Raw genomic sequence first — 19,509 nt, 5'->3', positions numbered from 1 at the left:
TAAATAGATTTGTATCCCTATTCTTTGAAAACCCCCATATTCAAGTACTTATCCATTCTTTTTTGAACAAGTTTGTCTGTTGGTAACTTTTTCAGTTCGTTGTAGGTTTCTAAAATAACTTTGCGAACAGCCAAAAAGGTAGTTTCTCTATCGCGATGAGCTCCTCCCAATGGTTCTCTGATGATTTCATCGACCAATTTAAGTTTTTTCATGTCAGGAGCGGTTAACTTCAGAGCTTCGGCAGCTTCTTTTTTATATTCCCAACTTCTCCATAAAATGGAAGAACACGATTCAGGCGAAATTACTGAATACCAAGTGTTTTCAAGCATATACACACGGTCTCCAATCCCAATTCCCAAAGCACCTCCTGAGGCTCCCTCACCGATGATAAATACAATAACAGGTACTTTCAATCGTGACATTTCCAATATGTTACGGGCAATAGCCTCGCCTTGTCCTCTTTCTTCAGCTTCAATTCCAGGGAAAGCTCCAGGTGTGTCAACCAAACAAACAATGGGAATGCCAAATTTTTCAGCCGATTTCATCAAACGCAATGCTTTCCGATATCCTTCAGGATTTGCCATACCAAAATTTCGGTATTGTCGCATTTTTGTATTTACCCCTTTTTGTTGTCCTATGAACAAGAAACTTTGATCTTCGATTTTTCCAAATCCTCCTATCATTGCTTTATCGTCTTTTACAGTACGATCACCGTGAAGTTCTAAAAAGGAATCCCCACATAATGCATTGATATAATCAAGCGTGTAAGGTCTGTCCAGATGACGTGAAATCTGTACTCGTTGCCAAGGGGTTAAATTTCCGTATATTTCTTTTTTAACTTGGTTGAGTTTCTTTTCAATTTTTTTACAAGCATCCGTCATGTCCACATCGCTTTTGTCACCGATGATGGCACATTTCTCCATTTGCTCTTCTAATTCTTTGATTGGCAGTTCAAAATCTAAATACTCCATATCACTAGTCTATTTTGATTTATATTCAGACAAAAGTACAAATTTTTTGTATAGATAATTCGTTTTTTGAAAAAAATATTTTGTAAGCAAAGAAAATAACTTGATTTTCAGTAAAAAAATGTTGTTTAATGATTAAAAAAAGATTTTTTAAAACTCAACATAAATAAAAAAACTGCCCGAAGACAGTTTTTTAAAATCGTTGATTTAATCGGGTTTACTTGTTGTAAACAGATTCTTTCTTGAAGTGTTTCGCTAATAGATAGTAAACTACAGCACGATGCTTTGTTTTGTTGGATCTTCCGTAAGTTTCGATAACTGAATCAATAGCTTTGTCTAATTCAGGCCCGTCGCTTAATCCTAACTTTTTAATTAAAAAGTTTTGCTTCACGCGATCCAATTCCATTTGGTCAGAACCTGCAACAGTTGATGAATCCGCGTTGTAAATGGAAGGACCTAATCCTACGGTCACTTTTTTTAGAAAATCTAAATCGGGAGTAACTCCACACTTTTCTTTTAAATCTTTGGCGTAAACCTCAATAAGTTCGTCTCTTTTACTCATATCAATCAATGTTTATAAATTAAAGTGTGAAGTTAGCCTATTTTTTTAATACCTGAAAGTAGTTTAACAAAACTTTATCGTTTTCAGTGCGTGGTGTGTGTACTTCCAACAGGCGTGGTCGGTCTGATTTTTCAAATAAAATATGTAGTTTATTTGTTAAATCAGTGATATTGTCAGCTTGGTCATAGTCCCATTCGTACATTTTACAAAGATGCATGGCTGTAAGTTGATGTGGAGTTTCAAAATAAGTTTCGAAATGCTTATCGTTTTTGTCCCCAGGAAGAATTCTGAAAATGCCTCCTCCTTGGTTATTTATCAGAATGATACGAAAATTTTTCGGAACGTAGTGATTCCATAGCCCGTTACTATCGTAGAAGAAACTCAAATCTCCCGTAATCAACAGGGTCGGTTGCTGGCTTCCTATGGCAGCTCCGATGGCTGTTGAAGTACTTCCATCAATACCACTCGTTCCCCGATTACAAAAAATTTGCCAAGAAGGGTTTAAGCGAAATAGCTGAGCATAGCGAACAGTAGAGCTATTACTTAATTGAACCATTTGATTATCAGGAATGTTTTCAAATATTTTTTTGTAAACCTTCAAGTCAGAATAAGGAATTTGATTAATATATTCCAGATGACGTTTGTGAATTTCCGTATTTACAGTAGTCCAACGTTTTTGATAATTCGATGAAATGGTTTTTAATTCCAGCGATATGTCCGTAAAAAATGAATTTATATCTGTTTTTAAATGATCGGTCAGACAAAAGTATGAATCATAACCTTTGTATCTATCAACGTGATAATGAAATTTAGGCTGATATTTCCGTAGGAATTGTTTAATCTTTTTTGACACTACTAATCCACCAAAAGTAAGTAAAAAATCGGGTTGTAAATCTGCTTTTAGGGATTCATCTTTTTCCGTATAAGTTAGTAATTTATCAATATAGGGAATAAATTTTTCGTGATGTAAATTCGAGGTAGTTTCTGTTAAAACCAGAACAGAAGGGTCTTCGGCCAATTTTTCTATATATCTATTTTCTAATTCGTTTGGCGATAAAACTCCAACCAATACCATTTTCTTTTTTGACTGATTCCACGCCTGTATGAAATTTTTGTTCTGAGCGGGTGTTGTACTATAAATACGTTCTCTCTCCGAAAAATTCTCGAAAGGAAAAATTTCGTTGGTGGTTGTATAGAGAGGCTCTTCAAAAGGAGCGTTGATATGTACAGGCAATCGTTCTGCAATCGCAGTATTCAAAGCTCGGTTCAGTTCATAGATGTTACTCGCATCACTATGTTGTTTATCCGATAAATTAGCGTTATAGCCACTGTGGTTCATCAATACGTTCTGTTGGCGTATGGTTTGCCCGTCACCAATATCAATTTTGTCTGAAGGTCGGTCAGCAGAAATTACTACCATAGGAATGTTGCTGTAAAAAGCCTCACTTACAGCAGGATAATAATTCAATAAAGCCGATCCTGAAGTACAAACTACTGCTACAGGATGTTTTTTCTGTTGAGCAATTCCCAATGCAAAAAACGCAGCACAACGTTCATCAACAATGCTGTAACACGTGAAAAAAGGATCGTTGGAAAAGCCAATAGTCAGAGGCGCATTACGTGAACCTGGTGAGATGACTATGTGCTGTATGTTTTTCGTCTTACATGCTTGGATGATATGTTGTGCAAGTTTGATAGCGGGTAATTTCATTATTTTTTTGATATTGTTTTTTATTCGACAATCGTATGGTGATTTCTTTCTTTAGAGGTATGAAGCTGTTGATTTTCCTTATATGGTTTTATCTTCGGTTTCTTCATCAATAGAAAATAGAAACAAGTGATAAACCAATTTAGCCAAAATAAGTAGAACCCAAAATGAAATTTCTGTTTCATTACCTTGTGCATTGTGGTTGTGAAGTCCTGATAAGTCAAGTAGACACCCGCCACACCCAAGGCAAACAATAAGGCAACTACAATTTTCATTCCCCAAAAGCCGATCAGTTTTCGCAAGAGGTAAAGTAACAAAATGATAGCCAAATGCACAGCAAAAATCAATAAAGCAGTTTTCCACCATGTTTTGAAAACGAGATATTCTCTGTATTTCAAGCTGATTCCTACGCGTCCAAGAAAAGACATTTGTGAAATAAGAACCCCTGAAACAAGGCTACTTATAGCTTGAAAGAGCGTCAGTATGATAGCATTTTTCATTCGTAAATCATAAATATGTTAATCACTTAGCTACTTTCCATCCTTCTTGTTCACTGAATTTCAGTTTGAATTTTCGAGAGATAAAATCTGATTTTGGGGTTGAATCATCTCCAAAGTAGTAAAATGGAGTTTTTTCTTTATCTAAAAATACGGTACAAACAGCATTTTTCTCTGATTTTTTCTCAATCACAACTTCCTTACTTTCATTGAGTTTGTATAGAATAGTTTTAACCAACGTATGGTTTTTGTTCTGTTGTACTACATAGGGCAATGCTTTTTTTGTTAAGTTTGTTGTTACCACAAAAATGGAGTCTTTTGTAAACCATTTTTTTCGGGTTTTTTCGTTGTTGATTTCAATCAATCCTTCTTCTTGTAACTTTTCTAAAGAGGTGAGTAGTTCCCGCTGTTTTTTCGAGTCAATCCGTTGTTTTGAAGTGTCAAATTTACCTTGCTCAAAAATAGGGTGCTGTTCCAAATGATCAATAATCAGTTCCTGAGCGTCTTTTGCAGTCAACTCTCCTTTTGGAGTACAAGAAAAAAGCCATAAAAAACAGAAAGGCAGTAAGATAAATGTTTTCATATATTTATAATTTTTAAGTTTTCGTACGTAGGATAATTTTTTTGTATAAAGGACGCACAAAGGTATGAAAAAATCAAGTAATGTGCAATATCTTTTCAAGCCAATACTATTCTTTTCTGTTGTCTGTTTTTTTGCTTGACATCGACTTATTTATGATTCGTAAAATCAGTATAATTTTTTGATATTCAAAAATATATAAGTAAGATTACACATATAATAACTAAAATAATTTGTCTCGAATAGATGAAAAATTAACAAACTTCAGAAAAAGAATACATATGAAAAACTAAATTAAAGAAGATATCTTTAAAAAAGAATCTGAAAAACTTTGAAAATCAATTGCTTATAAAATAAAGCTTTTGTTACTAAAAAAAACTTAAAAATTTTAACAACTACATATGGTGGTATATTCCTCAAAATGTATATATTTGCCGATTGAAGAAAAAAAGAATTAGTAATTAATATTTAAAATGCAAAACAAGGGACTTATTAAACTATTTGCACTATTGTTCGGACTTGTGAGCGTGTATCAGCTTTCATTTACGTTTGTGGCGAATAGGGTAGAGAACAAGGCTAAAGCATTTGCTGAGGCAAAGGTGTTAAGTTCAGAAACGGACTATGTTTCTAAACGCGAAAGAGTTGAATCTCAGTATTTAGACTCTATGTTAGGACAATCGGTGTATAACATCGGTGTTACGAAATACACCTACGGTGAAGTCAAAGAAAAAGAGCTCAACAGAGGTCTTGACTTGAAAGGAGGTATTAACGTAATCCTGCAAATTTCTGTAAAAGACATCTTAAAAGGGTTGGCGAACAATTCAAAAGACCCTATTTTTAACAAATCATTAGCTGAGGCTGATGAGCTTTTGGTAAAAACAGACCGCACTTATTTGGATTTGTTTTTTGAGGCATACCAAAATAATGGTGGAAAATTGGCATCTCCTGAGGTTTTCGCTAATAAAGCGTTGAGCGATGAGATAAACATACAAATGCCTGATAATGAAGTTCGTCCAATAATTAAACGCAAAGTGGATGAGTCTATCACTTCAGCTTTTGAGGTATTGCGTAAACGTATCGACAAGTTTGGAGTTTCACAACCTAATATTCAACGTTTAGGAACTTCGGGGCGTATCCTGATTGAACTTCCAGGAGCCAAAGATGTTACCCGTGTTAAAACTTTGTTACAAAGTACAGCTCAACTGGAGTTTTGGGAAACATTTAAAAACGTAGAGGTATTTCCTTATTTAGAGGCTTTAAATCAACAGTTGGTAGCAACTATCAAACCACAGGCTACGGAAACCACTTCTGCGATTGACTCACTACTTACTGATGTTAAGAAAGACTCTGTAAATCAAGTCAATCCTTTGTTTGATTTACTGAAACCTGTACCTACTTACGAGGGTTCTCCAGTGCTATTCGGTGCAAGTATTAAGGATACAGCAAAAGTAAATAGTTATTTAAAATCAACAGACGCAAAACGTTTGTTGCCACCAAATTTACAATTCGTAAAATTCGTTTGGGGAAAACCAGCTAAAAATACGGATGTGATTGAGTTATATGCTCTGAAAGGTAACCGAGACAATGTAGCATCCTTGACAGGAAACGTAATTACAGATGCTTCTCAAACCTTTGATATGAGAAACCAACCTGCGGTATCTATGCAGATGGATGGTAAAGGTGCGAGAATATGGGAAAACCTTACTGATAAAGCATTTAAGGAACAAGGAAATATAGCTATTGTGTTGGATGACATAGTTTATTCAGCACCAGGAGTTACTAATGGAGCTATTGCGGGTGGTCGTTCTGAAATCACAGGAAATTTCACTTTAAACGAAGCAATTGACTTGGCTAACGTACTTCGTGCAGGTAAATTACCTGCTGGAGCTGATATCGTTCAATCGGAAGTAGTTGGGCCATCTTTGGGACAAGAGGCTATTGATAGCGGGTTTAATTCGTTTTTGATTGCTACTATTTTTATCTTTGCTTGGATGATTTTCTATTACGGAAGAGCAGGGGTTTATGCAGATATTGCATTGATTTTGAATATCTTATTAGTTTTTGGCGTATTAGCAAGTTTAGGGGCTGTATTGACTCTTCCTGGGATTGCGGGTATCGTATTGACTATCGGTATGGCTATCGATGCGAATGTGTTGATTTTTGAACGTGCAAAAGAAGAGTTGGCTAAGGGGAAAGGAGTAGCACAAGCTGTTCAAGACGGTTTCAATAATGCTCTTTCTTCCATTTTAGATGCGAATATTACAACAGGATTGACTGCTATTATCTTATTATTCTTTGGAAGTGGCCCTATCCAAGGTTTCGCTACTACTTTACTAATAGGTATTATCACTTCGTTGTTCACGGCTATTTTTATCACACGTATTTTGATTGAATATAGCTTAGAGAAAAAACATGATCTTACTTTCTCTACAAATTTGACTAAAAACTTATTCAAAAACGTAAATATCAATTTTATAGGAAAACGTAAAATAGGATATATTGTTTCTGGAATAGCTGTTTTGGTAAGTATCATATCTTTATCTACACGAGGATTGAATCAAGGTATTGATTTCGTAGGAGGTAGAACCTACCAGATTCGTTTTGAACACCCAGTTGTAGCTTCGGAGGTGGCTGCCGAATTACAGCAGTACTTAGGAACTACTGAAGTAAAAACATTTGGTGCAGCAAATCAGATTAAGGTTTCTACAAAATATAAGGTAGAGGAAGAAAGCACTCAGGTAGATAATGAAATTCAAGAACTGCTTCACAAAGGATTGCAAAAATTTTTACCAGCAGGATATAGCTACGAAGAGTTTTCGAATGCTGAGACCGATGCTATTGGTATCGTTCAGTCAATGAAAGTAGGGCCAACAATAGCAGAAGACATTAAGAGTAGTGCTTACTGGTCAGTTATTGGTTCACTAATTGTGATTGCTCTCTACATCCTATTCCGATTCAGAAGATGGCAATTCTCTGTGGGTACAGTAGCGTCATCTGCACACGACGTGATTTTGGTATTAGGTATTTTCTCATTGACATATAGTTTTATGCCATTCAATATGGAGATTGACCAAGCCTTCATTGCAGCCATCTTGACTGTGGTAGGATATTCGCTCAATGACACGGTGATTATCTATGACCGTATACGTGAGTATATGAAAGAGCCTAATTTTACCAAAGACAAAATCAATGTAGCACTTAACAGTACACTTAGCCGTACGTTAAACACCTCTATTACTACTTTGGCAGTATTGGTAACTATCTTTATCTTTGGTGGGGAATCCTTGCGTGGATTTATGTTCGCTATGATTGTAGGTGTACTTGTAGGTACTTATTCTTCACTATTCATAGCAGCACCTATGATTTACGATACTTTGGAAAAAGATTTTGATAAGAAAAATACAAGCGAAAGCTAATATATTTTTTGAGGTTATTACAAAAAAGGAGCTATAAATTGTTTATAGTTCCTTTTTTTATTACCTTTGTAGGTGTGTTGTGCAGTCTATTGATAGTGTTAAGAGTTATTTTATAACAAATGTTATAAAATAAAAGCGTGTTTGAAAGAAAATATTCCGGATTTTTGATTAAATCGGTGCTGTATTTTTGTTTTAGATTGAACTCGTCTTGACTTTTTATTTTGCTTAAATTACTATCTCAAAGCACTTTACCAAAGTTTTTAAGACTTTGGCAAAGTACCAAAAATATGAAAATCATTAAGTTAAATCTCTTGCATAAATCTTTTTATGAATTTTTAACGAAAGAATCATTATATTTAATTTTATTTACTTTTTAATGATTATTTTTTTTAAATAAGTAGAGATAGATTCATTATAATAGGAACTCAAAAATAATAAAGTGATGAAAAAGATTTTATTTTTAGCATCTATATGGTTGATGATCATCGGATGTAGTGGTAGTAAAATTGAGGATGATCCTGAAGGAATCATCATAAGTAATGGAAAAATCGTTGATATGGGAAATCCTGCATCGGACGGTTGTGGTTGGCTCATAGAAATTAATGGGATATATTTTGCTATGGATGGTTTTGATAATCAGTTTCAAACCAATGGATTACATGTAAAAGTAAGTTATCTTCATACCAAGTTTCACTACTTATGTGGACGAGGAGGAAAACCTTTTAGCGTCATAAAAATCATCAGAATGGACAAAATGTAGCTGCTTTTTGAAAATAAGTTACTTTTTTCTTCATAATTCAAAAATATAGTCTATATTTGCACCTTGAATTAATAACTGAGGTCGAGAACCTCTAAAAATTAAACTTTTATGCCAGTAAAAATTAGATTACAAAGACACGGAAAAAAAGGAAAACCATTTTATTGGGTGGTTGCTGCTGATTCACGTGCAAAAAGAGATGGTAAATTCCTTGAAAAAATTGGAACTTACAATCCTGTATCAAACCCTGCTCAAATCGACTTAAACGTTGATGCTGCAGTAAAATGGTTAAAAAACGGAGCTCAACCTACTGACACAGCTCGAAGAATCCTTTCTTACAAAGGAGCTTTGTTGAAATATCACTTGTTGGGAGGTGTTGCCAAAGGAGCTTTAACATTAGAGCAAGTTGAAGCTAAATTCAACGCTTGGTTGGAAGAAAAATCAGGAAAAATTACTTCTAAAGAAGAAAAATTAGCGAAAGACAAAGCAGAGGCAAAAGCTAAGTCTTTGGCAGCTGAAAAAGAGGTAAGTGAAAAGCGTAAAAATGCTGCCGTAGCTGAGGCTCAAGTAGAAGAAAACGCTGAAACACCTGAAAACAACGAAACTGAGGCATAATTATGACTTTGAAAGATTGCTTCTATGTAGGAACAATTGTATCAAAATTCAGTTTTAAAGGCGAAGTTTTAGTCAAATTAGACTCAGACGACCCTGAATTGTATGAAAATTTGGAATCAGTTTTTATTGCCTTAGGTAATAATCTGGTTCCTTTTTTTGTTGAGAAATGTTCCTTGCATAAAACAGACTTACTGCGTATCAAATTTGAAGATGTTTCAAGTGAAGCAGATGCTGATGCTTTAATGAAATCAAAACTTTATTTACCATTGTCTTTCTTGCCAAAATTGACAGGGAATAAGTTTTATTTTCACGAAATTATAGGCTTCACGATGGAGGATGTGAATTATGGTTACGTTGGAAAAATTGTCGGCGTGAATGACATTACTTCACAAGCTCTGTTTGAGGTCGAAAATGACGGAAAGGAATTACTTATCCCCATGAACGATGAATTTATCGAAAAGGTGGATAGACAGCACAAAAAAATCATCGTCAAAACCCCTGAAGGCTTGATTGATTTATATATGGAGTAAATCTTCTCTACAAAAGCAATACAATATGCTTTCTATTATTTCAACGCTTCATACACAATGCGTTGAATCTTTGGACGGATGTTTTCTTTGATTAGTAGATTATTTTCAGCTGTTGGGAATGTCCTGTTCGATAGAAATACGATAATCACCTCATTCTCAGGATCTGCCCAAGCATATGTTCCGGTGAAACCTGTATGTCCAAAGCTCGACATTGGTACGCATCCACAAGTAGGGCCTTCTCCTTCGAGTTGTGGCTTATCAAAACCGAGTCCTCTTCGGTTTTTTTCGCTACAAAATGTACATGTATTGAACAAAGTGAGTGCTTGAGGTTGTAAAAACCAAGTGCCTCCATAGTAGCCATTTTGTAAAAATAGTTGCATCATTTTGGCTACATCGTCTGCTGTACCAAAAAGTCCCGCGTGTCCTCCCACTCCGCCGAGCATAGCGGCACCTTGATCGTGTACGTAGCCTCGGATTTCTTGATGACGAAAATATGTATCTACTTCAGAAGGTGCTATGCTTCCCAACGAAAAACGTTTCAAAGGAAAATAGGTCAGATGATAAGCTCCCATTTTTGCATAAAAATGTTCATCAATTACTTGGTCTAACGTTTTTTTATAGGTTTCTTCAATATATTTTTTAAAATAGTAATAAGGTAAATCGCTGTACAAATAGCGTTTTTTCTTAATTAAATCGCTACTGTCGATGCGTTGATACATTATGTTGACATACTCGGATTTCATAAATAAATCTTTTGCTACTTGCACGTTGTAGTCCTTTGTTTTTTGGGTGTTATACCACTCTGATAATGGTTTTTTATCGGGGTCGAGCGTTTGCATGTAAAAAGGAATCCAGGACTGAAATTGGGCGTAATGAGACAATACGTCCAAAATTTTCATTTTCCCTTTGTTGGTGTTCTTTAAATAGGGTAATATATCTGAAAATGTACCATTTACATTGAATTTATCTTCTGAATACATTTTCATCAATTGTGGTACGGTTACTAATATTTTGGTCAGAGAAGCTAAATCATAAATGGTGTTGTCGGTAACTTTATTTTTATCGTTGTAGTCCAAAGTTCCGAAATTTTTACGGTAGATAATTTTCCCTTGTTTGGCAACTAAAATTTGCATTCCGGGAGCCATTCTTTTCGACAATACCTCTTTTGCCACACTGTCAATGCGATTCAGTTTAGTTGAGCTAATTCCGACACTTTCAGGTAATCCATAGGATAATCTTCCTATTTTTGGAGTTTGTATAGATGTGTTTACAGGTAGGAGTGGATGTGCGGATACTGGAAGCACCCCCTTTCCTTCAATGGCACCGAAAATTAACTGAGCTGTTTTCTCCTGTGCTACTTTGTGATTTTGATAGGAAACGATAATTGCTTCAATGTTTGAAATGTCTTTGACATCCAACAATGCATATGGGCGAGTGAATATGGATAAAATCACTTTCTTCTTCTTAGCGATATTTTCTAACCACAATAGCTCGTCTTTGGTGAATTGGTAAGCATCCCATGGAGTTCGATTCGGACGGTGTAGCCCTATGATAACGGTTTCAAAGGATGCGATATCTTTTTGTAATTGTTCTATCGATTTGGGTTCAATAAGAGAGATATCGGCATATTTTTGAAGCGTTGTGTAAAATGTCCACCCACTGTCGTTTCCAAATTTGACGTAAGCAATTTTTTTGTCTACATCCTTGATTGGTAGAGTTTTATTGTTGTTTTTAGCTACTGTTAAGGCGTTTTCAAAAATCTGTTCAGTAAGCAAATCATCCTCCAAGCTATGTAAATTATCGTATATGGTCTTTTCATCCAATGGGGTGAATGAGGTTAATCCTACTTTGTATTTTGCCATTAAAATTTTCTTTACTGAATATGCTAAACGCTCCTCAGTAATCCGATTTTGCTGATAGGCTTTTTTCATAGCTTCAAAACCTACCGCCATATTTTCAGGCATTAGCAAAATATCATTTCCTGCCAAAAAAGCTGCTACTTCTACTTCTCCCACAGGCATATATTCTGCTACTCCCTTCATACCTAAAGCGTCGGTGAAAATTAGGCCTTGGAATCCCATTTTATTCTTCAAAAGCTCGGTAATGATGGTATAGGATAGGGAGGAGGGTAGTCCTTTTTTGGGTTCCAAAGCAGGAATATTTAGATGTCCAACCATTACACTTGCTACTCCACTATCCACCAATTTGCGAAATGGATAAAGGTCTATGCTGTCAATACGGTGAGCTGAAAATTCAATGAGCGGAAGAGTTTTATGTGAATCTTTGGCTGTGTCGCCATGTCCTGGGAAATGCTTGGCACTGCCTAACACACCCGCCGATTGCATTCCATGGGTGAAAGCAATCCCTTTGATAGCTACATTTTCTTTATCTTCACCGAAAGCACGATTTCCAATAATTGGGTTAGCAGGGTTCGTATTCACATCAATATCAGGTGCAAAATTGAATTGCATCCCCATGTGTCTGCAGTGTTGCCCGATGCGGAAAGCGGCTTTTTCGATAAGTTTTTCGTCTTTTACAGCTCCCATAGTCATATTCCACGGGTAGGCATAGGTAGAATCTAAACGCATCGCCAGTCCCCATTCGGCATCCATTGCCATAAAAAGTGGTACTTTTGATAGGGATTGATACTCATTATTAAGTTTTGCTTGTCTTTTTGGCCCTCCTTTGGAAAAAATTATTCCTCCAATGTGATATTTTTTGATAAAATCTTTTACCACTTCGGTATTTCGGGTATTAATTTGACTGGAAAATACGGAAACCATAAATAACTGACCGATACGTTCCTCCAGTGTCATCTTTGCGTAGGTTTCTTCTACCCATTTTTTTTGATTTTCAGCATCTTCTGCTAATAATGGATTGGGGGTCTGTGCTTTACTTATTGCAAAAAAAAGGGAGGTTAATGCAAGTATGTATTTTTTCATTATAAATATGTTTTCTACTTTTAAAAATTATCTGTTTTAAAAATTAAGTGTCTTAGAAAATGATATTAGCTCGGGAATATTCTAAACACTTTCTACTGTTTTTGATTCCCTACTTGGAAAGAAAAATGACATTGGTCGCTGTTTGAATCGTATCCAAACGGATTTGGTTAGGTTTTTAAGTTCAAACACAGGGATTTCTCTTGAACGCAAGGCGATGAACAGTGAAAGTGAGAAACTCACTATAAAATTTCCAAATCCAATAATGAATACTCCTGCAATTGACCATAGCAATAGCTCTAAACCTATGTCAAAGTTTGCACCAAATAAGCCCAATGCTAAATTTCCACTGGCGAAAGTAATGTGTCGGATGTCTAAATCTAGGCCTAAAAAGGTACCTATTACTCCTGTACACCCCATAAAAAATCCGAACCATATGTTGGAAACCACTCCGGGCCATTTCTTTTTCATCCAATTGGAAATTTTAATCATTCGTTGTTTGCCTAAAATGGTTTTCAAGACAGGATGTTCTGACAATCGGTAGTAAAAATTATTGAAATTATTTACACTGGCTACATTTCCCGCAATAATTCCAGAAAGAAATAGAAATACTCCTGCAATACAAGCGTGTAAAAAAACGGGTGTTTGTCGGAAATCAAGCTCGGCTAATAATTTATCATGTTTACTTTCTGCCAAGTTATATCCATCCAACAAGAAAGTAAGCCCCCAAATAAGTAGTAACGTCATTGGGAAAGCCGCCAGTACATTTCCTGCAAAGGCTACGAATTGCGAACGGAACAAACGAGCAAACAAGGCCGAAAATTCTGAATAGCGTTTATTTTTCTCTTTCGTGTCTTTGGACTCTAAATTTTCTAAAGTTCGAGCAATTGTTGATGCTGTCATTGCAGGTTGCTTAGTTGCTAAAGTTGCCCCTATTAAATAGATGACTACAAATCCGATGGCATAATTCAAACTATAATTCAAGGCATGGATAAACTCACTTGATTCCGTTTTTGAAAGTGCTAACTTAACTAAACACATGAAACTCACAATAATACCTCCCCAAAAAGCGGTGTTGAACATCAAAAAATATTCCTTTGCATTCGAGGTTATGTAATGTTCTCCCGTTTTGCCTGTATAATTCGTAATTTCATAGGTGATATTATACACGCTATCGTCAATTAATTTGCTGATATTGTTCTTTTTAGAATTAACACGTACCAAACTCAAGTAAAATTCAATGCTTTTTCGTTTTTTCTCTTCTTCACCGCTGATAAACAAGAAATTATATAACTTCCGGATACGACGTACCTGTTGACGAATGAGCAAAAGAGTTTGATTTACATTGAATGAAACCCCATATTTAGAAGTGTTGTTTACAGCTTTTTCTACGAAATCCTCACACTGCTTTACTAAGATGTCCAGTTGTTTGAGATCTAAATGATGATCCTCTAAACTTAAATAAGGCTTGTCTTGGGTCATTATAGTCCGATGCAAAGCGTTAAGTTCATCGTCCAAAGCAATAAATGGACTTTCCAAAGAGGAATACTCGGGAACCATCCGCATTACATCCGTCTGTAGAGCAAAACCACCCATACGCTGGGAAAGAATCATAATTGCTAGAAGGATTTCCTTGGTGACTCTTCGGTTTTTTGTGTCATCATAAAAGGTTGATAACGAAAGTATTTCTAAAAATTCAAACCAATTGTCCATAGGAATAGCACTCAACCAATTTGTGTCGGAAGATTTGTAAAACAATTGGTTTAGGACGTACTGAATACTGTTGTTCAAAGGCTGATCGGGAATCAATTTATGCCACACACGGCGTCGAAGTTCTTTGAAAAATGAGGTGCTACTGAGTAATCCTGCATCGGTTAGGAGTATGGTCTTTTTTTTATCTGAGAAGACAGAAACGAGTTTTGCTTTCAAAAAATGGGCTTTTTCTTTATCATTTCGTATTTCAGAAAGCAATTCAGTCAAATCAATTGTTATTTTTTTATTGTACTGCTGACGATAGTAGTCCACCAAATCAAAAATAAAGTCGATATCTTCACTCGTAGTAGCGTTAATATGTTTTTCAAAAATAGCGTAGATTGAGGTATGACTTTTTCTTAGTGTAAGCATATAAAATATTTTAGTGGCAAAGATATAAAAAAGCGATATATTGCAAAAAAAAGATTTGTCATAAAAAACCTATTTTCAATGTTTTTATGCTATTTTTGGATGTGTTTTATTGAGTTTTTTACATAAATTCATTTCTTTTCGACTCATGAGATTAGATAATGATGAAGATTTTAAAAAATAAATTTGAGTTCATTATTTATTTTCATATTTTGTACTTTTGTCCTGAAACGTAGTAAGCGAAAGCTTAGTATGTGGAACCAAAAATTCAATGCTGTGGATACTTTACCAAAAATCAACTCTCACATACTTTGCTGAAAATTTCTAAACTCGCTACGCTCAGGTAGTATAGATTTTCTAGGCTACATTCATTGATTTTTTTAACGGCACATATTCCGCAGTGCGGACTTTGTTTTTAAGGCCGATGAAAAGTGATCAAAATACTGAAAATCAGTGTTTAACCATTAATAAAATACATGTAATTAAGTACTGAACTCAAAAGATAAATTTGGAAGTTTTTTTACTTGTTTTGAAATTGATATTTGGTATGGCTAATTTATCGTTCAAAGTAAAACTTCATTGAGAATGACTTATTCTAAGATTTCAGCCTTTAATATTCATAGATATTTGGCTAAATGTTTATGCGAATAAATCATTCTCAATTCAAAAAAAATAACAATATTATCAAACGAATAATTGATACATAACCTATTTACCATACAGATTTGATATCTGATTAAATAAGCAACTTAGTAAAACTTTTTCATAAAAGTGTTATTTACGCTTCAGAAATCGTTTATGATTACTTGGTTCTCCGTTTGTGTATTCTTGTAAAATCAAAATACTATCCGAATTAGAAAATTCATATCGAAATTCATATACCGAAGCAGAAACTTTAAAACCAGAGCCAGGGTTTAACACGTAGAGTCTATCTCCTTTTGTATAATAATATTCTACTCTTTGATTACTTTCTCCTGTTTCTCGGTCTACCCGAAGATGTTCCCCAATTTTTGTGTATTCACTATAAAACGTAACAGTAACAACTTCCTCAAATGTTTTAGAATTTATTACAGCCCATTTCCCAAAGAAACGGCTGTCTCTTTTTTGAGATTTAAAATAATCAGCCGTCATATGTTCATCTTCCGAACAAGCGAATACGCCTAACAATGCGAATAAAAAATAAAACTTTTTGAGTTCCACACTTAACTACATATCAAATTCCGGTGATGAACAGGTTTCTTCTCAATCATTCGTTTGATGAGATTATTGAATATATTATCTTTCGATTGAGAACGGTTAATTCGGTATGAAAATTCAGCCAAATATCTATCCATATTGAAATCTGAAACTCGACAATAAATCGTTCTCAACCAACTTTTTACTTGGTGTATTATGGTATGTAAAATAGGGAAATTCTTCCCTTTATTACTCGGTATTTGTTTGATATTGAAATCTTTAATAGGTCTGTAACCTTTCCAATCATCAGTGGTCACTTGGGCGGATTTATCAAGACACTATCCCTCTAAGTGTGTAAGTTAAAAAGTTGGGGTTAAGTTTTTATAGTTTGAGTCTTTGTGCAAATATAAGCATAAATTGGTTCAAGACAATCCCCCAATTTTGGATAGGCATACTCCACTTTTTGGTAGCTTCTCTCAAAGCCAAGAAAACGGACTTTTGCACAGCTTCGTCTGTTGGGAAAGACAGCTTGTTTTTGGTGTATTTCCGAATCTTACCATTCAGATTCTCAATAAGATTGGTTGTGTAAATAATTTTTCTTATCTCTAACGGAAAATCGAAAAATACGGTCAATTCGTCCCAATTGTCATACCAAGATTTGATAGCATAGCCGTATTTTGACTCCCATTTTTGGGCAAAATCCTCCAAAGCAACCTTGGCAGCTTCCTTGTTAGGGGCAGTATAAATGTGTTTCATATCGGCTGTAAATTCTTTTCTGTCTTTGTAAACCACATACTTACAAGCATTCCTAATCTGATGAACCACACATATTTGCGTTTGTGATTGGGGAAAAACCGTGCGAATGGTTTGCGTAAATCCGTTTAAATTATCGGTGGCAGTAATGAGAATATCTTCCACTCCACGAGCCTTTAAATCAGTGAGAACGCTCATCCAAAAGGCGGAACTTTCATTCTTTCCGAGCCACATTCCTAAAACTTCCTTTTTTCCCTCTCGATTCAAGCCCACAGCAAGGTAAATGGTTTTGTTGACAACTTTTGAGTTCTCACGAACTTTAAAAACGATGCCGTCCATCCAAACAATCAGATACAGCTCGTCCAACGGGCGGTTCTGCCAAGCGACCATTTCATTGGTAACCGCATTGGTAATCCTTGATATTGTGGAAGTTGATACTTCAAAGCCGTACATTTCTTGGATTTGTTCTTCGATGTCGCTCACGCTCATTCCTTTGGCATAGAACGATACGATGATGTTTTCCAAACCATCGATAACGTTCTTGCGTTTAGGGACTAACATTGGGTTAAAACTACCGTCTCTATCCCTAGGAACTTGGATTTGTTCTTCGCCAAAGGAAGTTTTTATCTTCTTGGAAGTGTGTCCGTTACGATAATTTCCATCTTTAGTTTTGTCGTGTTTTTCGTTGTCCAAGTGAACGTCGAGTTCGGCATTGAGCATATGTTCCACCGCTTTTTTGTGGAGCTCTTTAAAGAAACCTGTCAAGTCCTCAGCAGTCTTAAATGACTTGTAAAATTCTTTGCTGTTGAGCAATTCTTCCTTGTTAATCATATCTGTTTAAATTATGGGTCAAAAATAGTTAAAAAGTTATTTCCGAAATTTTTTTTGAGCTTTTAAGGGCTCAAAAAATTTCAGAATAACTTTTCAACTTACACAGATTATGGGATACTCCTTTTATCAATATGTTTATCAAAAATTGTCCGTAATGATTTGGCAGAATAATCTTCTATTTTATTAGCATAGAATCGTTTAACCTTCCCATCATCAGTTAGTTCTATGGCACAAACAATCTTTTTTTTCTTTGAATCGTAACTCCTACCTTGTTTGCCATCTTCTTTCCCTCCCACAGTAAACTCGTCCACTTGAACTTGACCATTCATTTTATGTAATTCATTGGATTTCATTGCTTCACGAACTTTGTGCATAAACAATCGAGCCGTATTTTCGGTAATTCCATAACGAACAGACATTTGTAAAGCTGATAGGTTTTTAGTGGTTGCACACATCTCAAAACAAATAAAAAAAGCCTTACGAAGCCCGAATTTTACTTTGTGAAAAAGTGTTCCTGCCGTAGGGCTTTCCGTATCAGAACAAATGTTACAAGTTCTTGAAAAATCCTTGCGGATTTGGCTTTTTGTATGCCCACATTTACGACAAACAAAGCCTTTTTCCCACTTCCAATGAACTAAATATTCTTCACAATCCAAGTCAGTTTTGAAGCGTTCAACGAACTGTAAAAGATTTTGACCGTTAAAAATTTCCATAACTACCTGATTTTATGAACTGCAAATATATGAAATTATATGAGGAACTCAAAAAACTTTTTCATAAAAGTGTTATTTACGTTTCAAAAATTCTTTGTAATTACTTAGTTCTCCGTTTGTATAGTCTTGTAAAACCAAAATACTATCCGAATTAGAAAATTCATATCGAAATTCATATACCGAGCGGAAACTTTAAAACCAGAGCCAGGGTTTAACACATAGAGTCTATCTCCTTTTGTATAATAATATTCCACCCTTTTATTTTTTTCTCCTGTCTCTCGGTATATATAACTCAACTCTCCATTCTCAGCGTATTCACGATAGACTGTAGTCATTACCTCTTCTAAGGTGTTTATATCTACAACATTCCATTTCCCAAAGAAACGGCTATCCCGTTGTTGGGCTTTAAAATAATCAGCCGTCATATGTTCATCTTCCGAACAGGATAATACACCCAATAATGCGAGTATAAAATAAAACTTTTTCATAAAAGTGTTATTTACGTTTCAAAAATTCTTTGTAATTACTTAGTTCTCCGTTTGTATAGTCTTGTAAAACCAAAATGTTATCCGAATCAGAAAATTCATATCGAAATTCATATACCGAAGCAGAAACTTTAAAGCCAGAGCCAGGGTTTAACACATAGAGTCTATCTCCTTTTGTATAATAATATTCCACCCTTTTATTTTTTTCTCCTGTCTCTTGATATATGCGAAGAAGTTCCCCAATTTCTGTATATTCTCTATAAAACGTAGTAGAGACAACTTCCTCAAATGTTTCAGAATTAACGTATATCCATTTCCCAAAGAAACGGCTATCCCGTTGTTGAGCTTTAAAATAATCAGCCGTCATATGTTCATCTTCCGAACAAGCGAATACACCTAACAATGCGAATATAAAACAAAACTTTTTCATAAAAGTGTTATTTACGTTTGAAAAAACCTCCTTTATCGCCTTTTCGATACTCCTCTAATGTTTGAATGATTAAAATATTATTATCATCAGAGAACGTATACTTATATTCACTTACCGAAGCGGAAACTTTAAAACCAGCACCTGGGTGTAATACATACAATGTATTCTCCTTTGTGTAATAATATCTCTTTCTTTCATCTTTTTCTCCTGTTTCTCGGTCTATCAAATCAAACACCCCTTCTTCGGTATATTCACTATAAAAGGATGTTATTTTCTCCTCTAAGGTATTAGGATTTACAGCCTTCCATTTCCCAAAGAAACGACTGTCTCGTTGTTGAGATTTAAAATAATCAGCCGTCATATGTTCATCTTCCGAACAAGCGAATACACCTAATAATGCGAATATAAAACAAAACTTTTTCATAAAA

16 protein-coding genes and 2 pseudogenes are annotated in these 19,509 nt (G+C 35.1%); 4 read left to right on the top strand and 14 right to left on the bottom strand.

The window, feature by feature from the left end; translation table 11 throughout:
- Window positions 1-17: 17 nt before the first annotated feature.
- The 5 genes from ACF3OB_RS02565 to ACF3OB_RS02545 form a co-directional block, all read right to left on the bottom strand.
- Window positions 18-971: an acetyl-CoA carboxylase carboxyltransferase subunit alpha gene (locus tag ACF3OB_RS02565; RefSeq protein ID WP_042007074.1), complete on the bottom strand. Its 954-nt coding sequence runs from the start codon at window positions 969-971 to the stop codon at window positions 18-20.
- Window positions 972-1,185: 214 nt separating this feature from the next.
- Window positions 1,186-1,530, bottom strand: a complete 345-nt coding sequence (locus ACF3OB_RS02560) for a DUF2853 family protein (protein WP_042007071.1) — start codon at window positions 1,528-1,530, stop codon at window positions 1,186-1,188.
- A 37-nt stretch (window positions 1,531-1,567) separates the two neighbouring features.
- On the bottom strand, window positions 1,568-3,241 hold the full coding sequence (gene menD, locus ACF3OB_RS02555) for a 2-succinyl-5-enolpyruvyl-6-hydroxy-3-cyclohexene-1-carboxylic-acid synthase (protein ID WP_392448221.1): 1,674 nt from the start codon (window positions 3,239-3,241) through the stop codon (window positions 1,568-1,570).
- 20 nt (window positions 3,242-3,261) lie between these two features.
- Window positions 3,262-3,738, bottom strand: a complete 477-nt coding sequence (locus tag ACF3OB_RS02550) for a hypothetical protein (RefSeq protein ID WP_392448220.1) — start codon at window positions 3,736-3,738, stop codon at window positions 3,262-3,264.
- Window positions 3,739-3,760: 22 nt separating this feature from the next.
- Window positions 3,761-4,318, bottom strand: a complete 558-nt coding sequence (locus ACF3OB_RS02545; RefSeq protein ID WP_052461530.1) for a hypothetical protein — start codon at window positions 4,316-4,318, stop codon at window positions 3,761-3,763.
- Window positions 4,319-4,788: 470 nt separating this feature from the next.
- Here ACF3OB_RS02545 and secDF point away from each other — a divergent pair, with 470 nt between their 5' ends.
- The 4 genes from secDF (at window position 4,789) to rimM (ending at window position 9,633) form a co-directional block, all read left to right on the top strand.
- Entirely contained in the window at window positions 4,789-7,731 is a 2,943-nt protein-coding gene (secDF, locus tag ACF3OB_RS02540) for a protein translocase subunit SecDF (protein WP_392448218.1), read from the top strand.
- A 442-nt stretch (window positions 7,732-8,173) separates the two neighbouring features.
- A complete protein-coding gene (locus ACF3OB_RS02535; protein ID WP_042344908.1) occupies window positions 8,174-8,491 on the top strand; it encodes a hypothetical protein in 318 nt (105 codons plus the stop codon).
- A gap of 108 nt (window positions 8,492-8,599) precedes the next feature.
- Entirely contained in the window at window positions 8,600-9,103 is a 504-nt protein-coding gene (locus tag ACF3OB_RS02530) for a 30S ribosomal protein S16 (protein WP_042007059.1), read from the top strand.
- 2 nt (window positions 9,104-9,105) lie between these two features.
- Complete coding sequence (gene rimM / locus ACF3OB_RS02525) at window positions 9,106-9,633, top strand: ribosome maturation factor RimM (protein ID WP_042007057.1); 528 nt, start codon at window positions 9,106-9,108, stop codon at window positions 9,631-9,633.
- A 35-nt stretch (window positions 9,634-9,668) separates the two neighbouring features.
- On the opposite strand, the gene ACF3OB_RS02520 is transcribed toward rimM, so the two are convergent.
- The 9 genes and pseudogenes from ACF3OB_RS02520 to ACF3OB_RS02480 all read right to left on the bottom strand — a co-directional run bounded on the left by ACF3OB_RS02520 (window position 9,669) and on the right by ACF3OB_RS02480 (window position 19,505).
- Window positions 9,669-12,575 carry a glycoside hydrolase family 3 N-terminal domain-containing protein gene (locus ACF3OB_RS02520; protein ID WP_095912509.1) on the bottom strand — a complete coding sequence of 969 codons (2,907 nt, stop codon included), beginning with the start codon at window positions 12,573-12,575 and terminating at the stop codon, window positions 9,669-9,671.
- Window positions 12,576-12,656: 81 nt separating this feature from the next.
- A complete protein-coding gene (locus ACF3OB_RS02515) occupies window positions 12,657-14,696 on the bottom strand; it encodes a recombinase (protein ID WP_212895796.1) in 2,040 nt (679 codons plus the stop codon).
- A gap of 771 nt (window positions 14,697-15,467) precedes the next feature.
- Entirely contained in the window at window positions 15,468-15,893 is a 426-nt protein-coding gene (locus tag ACF3OB_RS02510) for a hypothetical protein (RefSeq protein ID WP_392448216.1), read from the bottom strand.
- 2 nt (window positions 15,894-15,895) lie between these two features.
- Window positions 15,896-16,204: pseudogene (locus ACF3OB_RS02505) on the bottom strand (transposase); the annotation flags it as partial.
- Window positions 16,205-16,250: 46 nt separating this feature from the next.
- Window positions 16,251-17,453, bottom strand: a complete 1,203-nt coding sequence (locus ACF3OB_RS02500; RefSeq protein ID WP_095893597.1) for an IS256 family transposase — start codon at window positions 17,451-17,453, stop codon at window positions 16,251-16,253.
- A gap of 116 nt (window positions 17,454-17,569) precedes the next feature.
- Window positions 17,570-18,166, bottom strand: a pseudogene (locus tag ACF3OB_RS02495) (IS1595 family transposase); the annotation flags it as partial.
- A 104-nt stretch (window positions 18,167-18,270) separates the two neighbouring features.
- Window positions 18,271-18,654 carry a hypothetical protein gene (locus ACF3OB_RS02490; protein WP_392448215.1) on the bottom strand — a complete coding sequence of 128 codons (384 nt, stop codon included), beginning with the start codon at window positions 18,652-18,654 and terminating at the stop codon, window positions 18,271-18,273.
- A gap of 7 nt (window positions 18,655-18,661) precedes the next feature.
- A complete protein-coding gene (locus ACF3OB_RS02485; protein WP_392448214.1) occupies window positions 18,662-19,081 on the bottom strand; it encodes a hypothetical protein in 420 nt (139 codons plus the stop codon).
- A 7-nt stretch (window positions 19,082-19,088) separates the two neighbouring features.
- Complete coding sequence (locus ACF3OB_RS02480; RefSeq protein ID WP_392448212.1) at window positions 19,089-19,505, bottom strand: hypothetical protein; 417 nt, start codon at window positions 19,503-19,505, stop codon at window positions 19,089-19,091.
- Window positions 19,506-19,509: the final 4 nt, after the last annotated feature.

The organism is Capnocytophaga canis (assembly GCF_043187445.1).
In the GTDB taxonomy this organism is placed as follows: Bacteria; Bacteroidota; Bacteroidia; order Flavobacteriales; family Flavobacteriaceae; genus Capnocytophaga; species Capnocytophaga canis.
The sequence above is the reverse complement of the archived record's forward strand: the minus strand, read 5'-3'. Positions and strand labels throughout refer to the sequence as shown.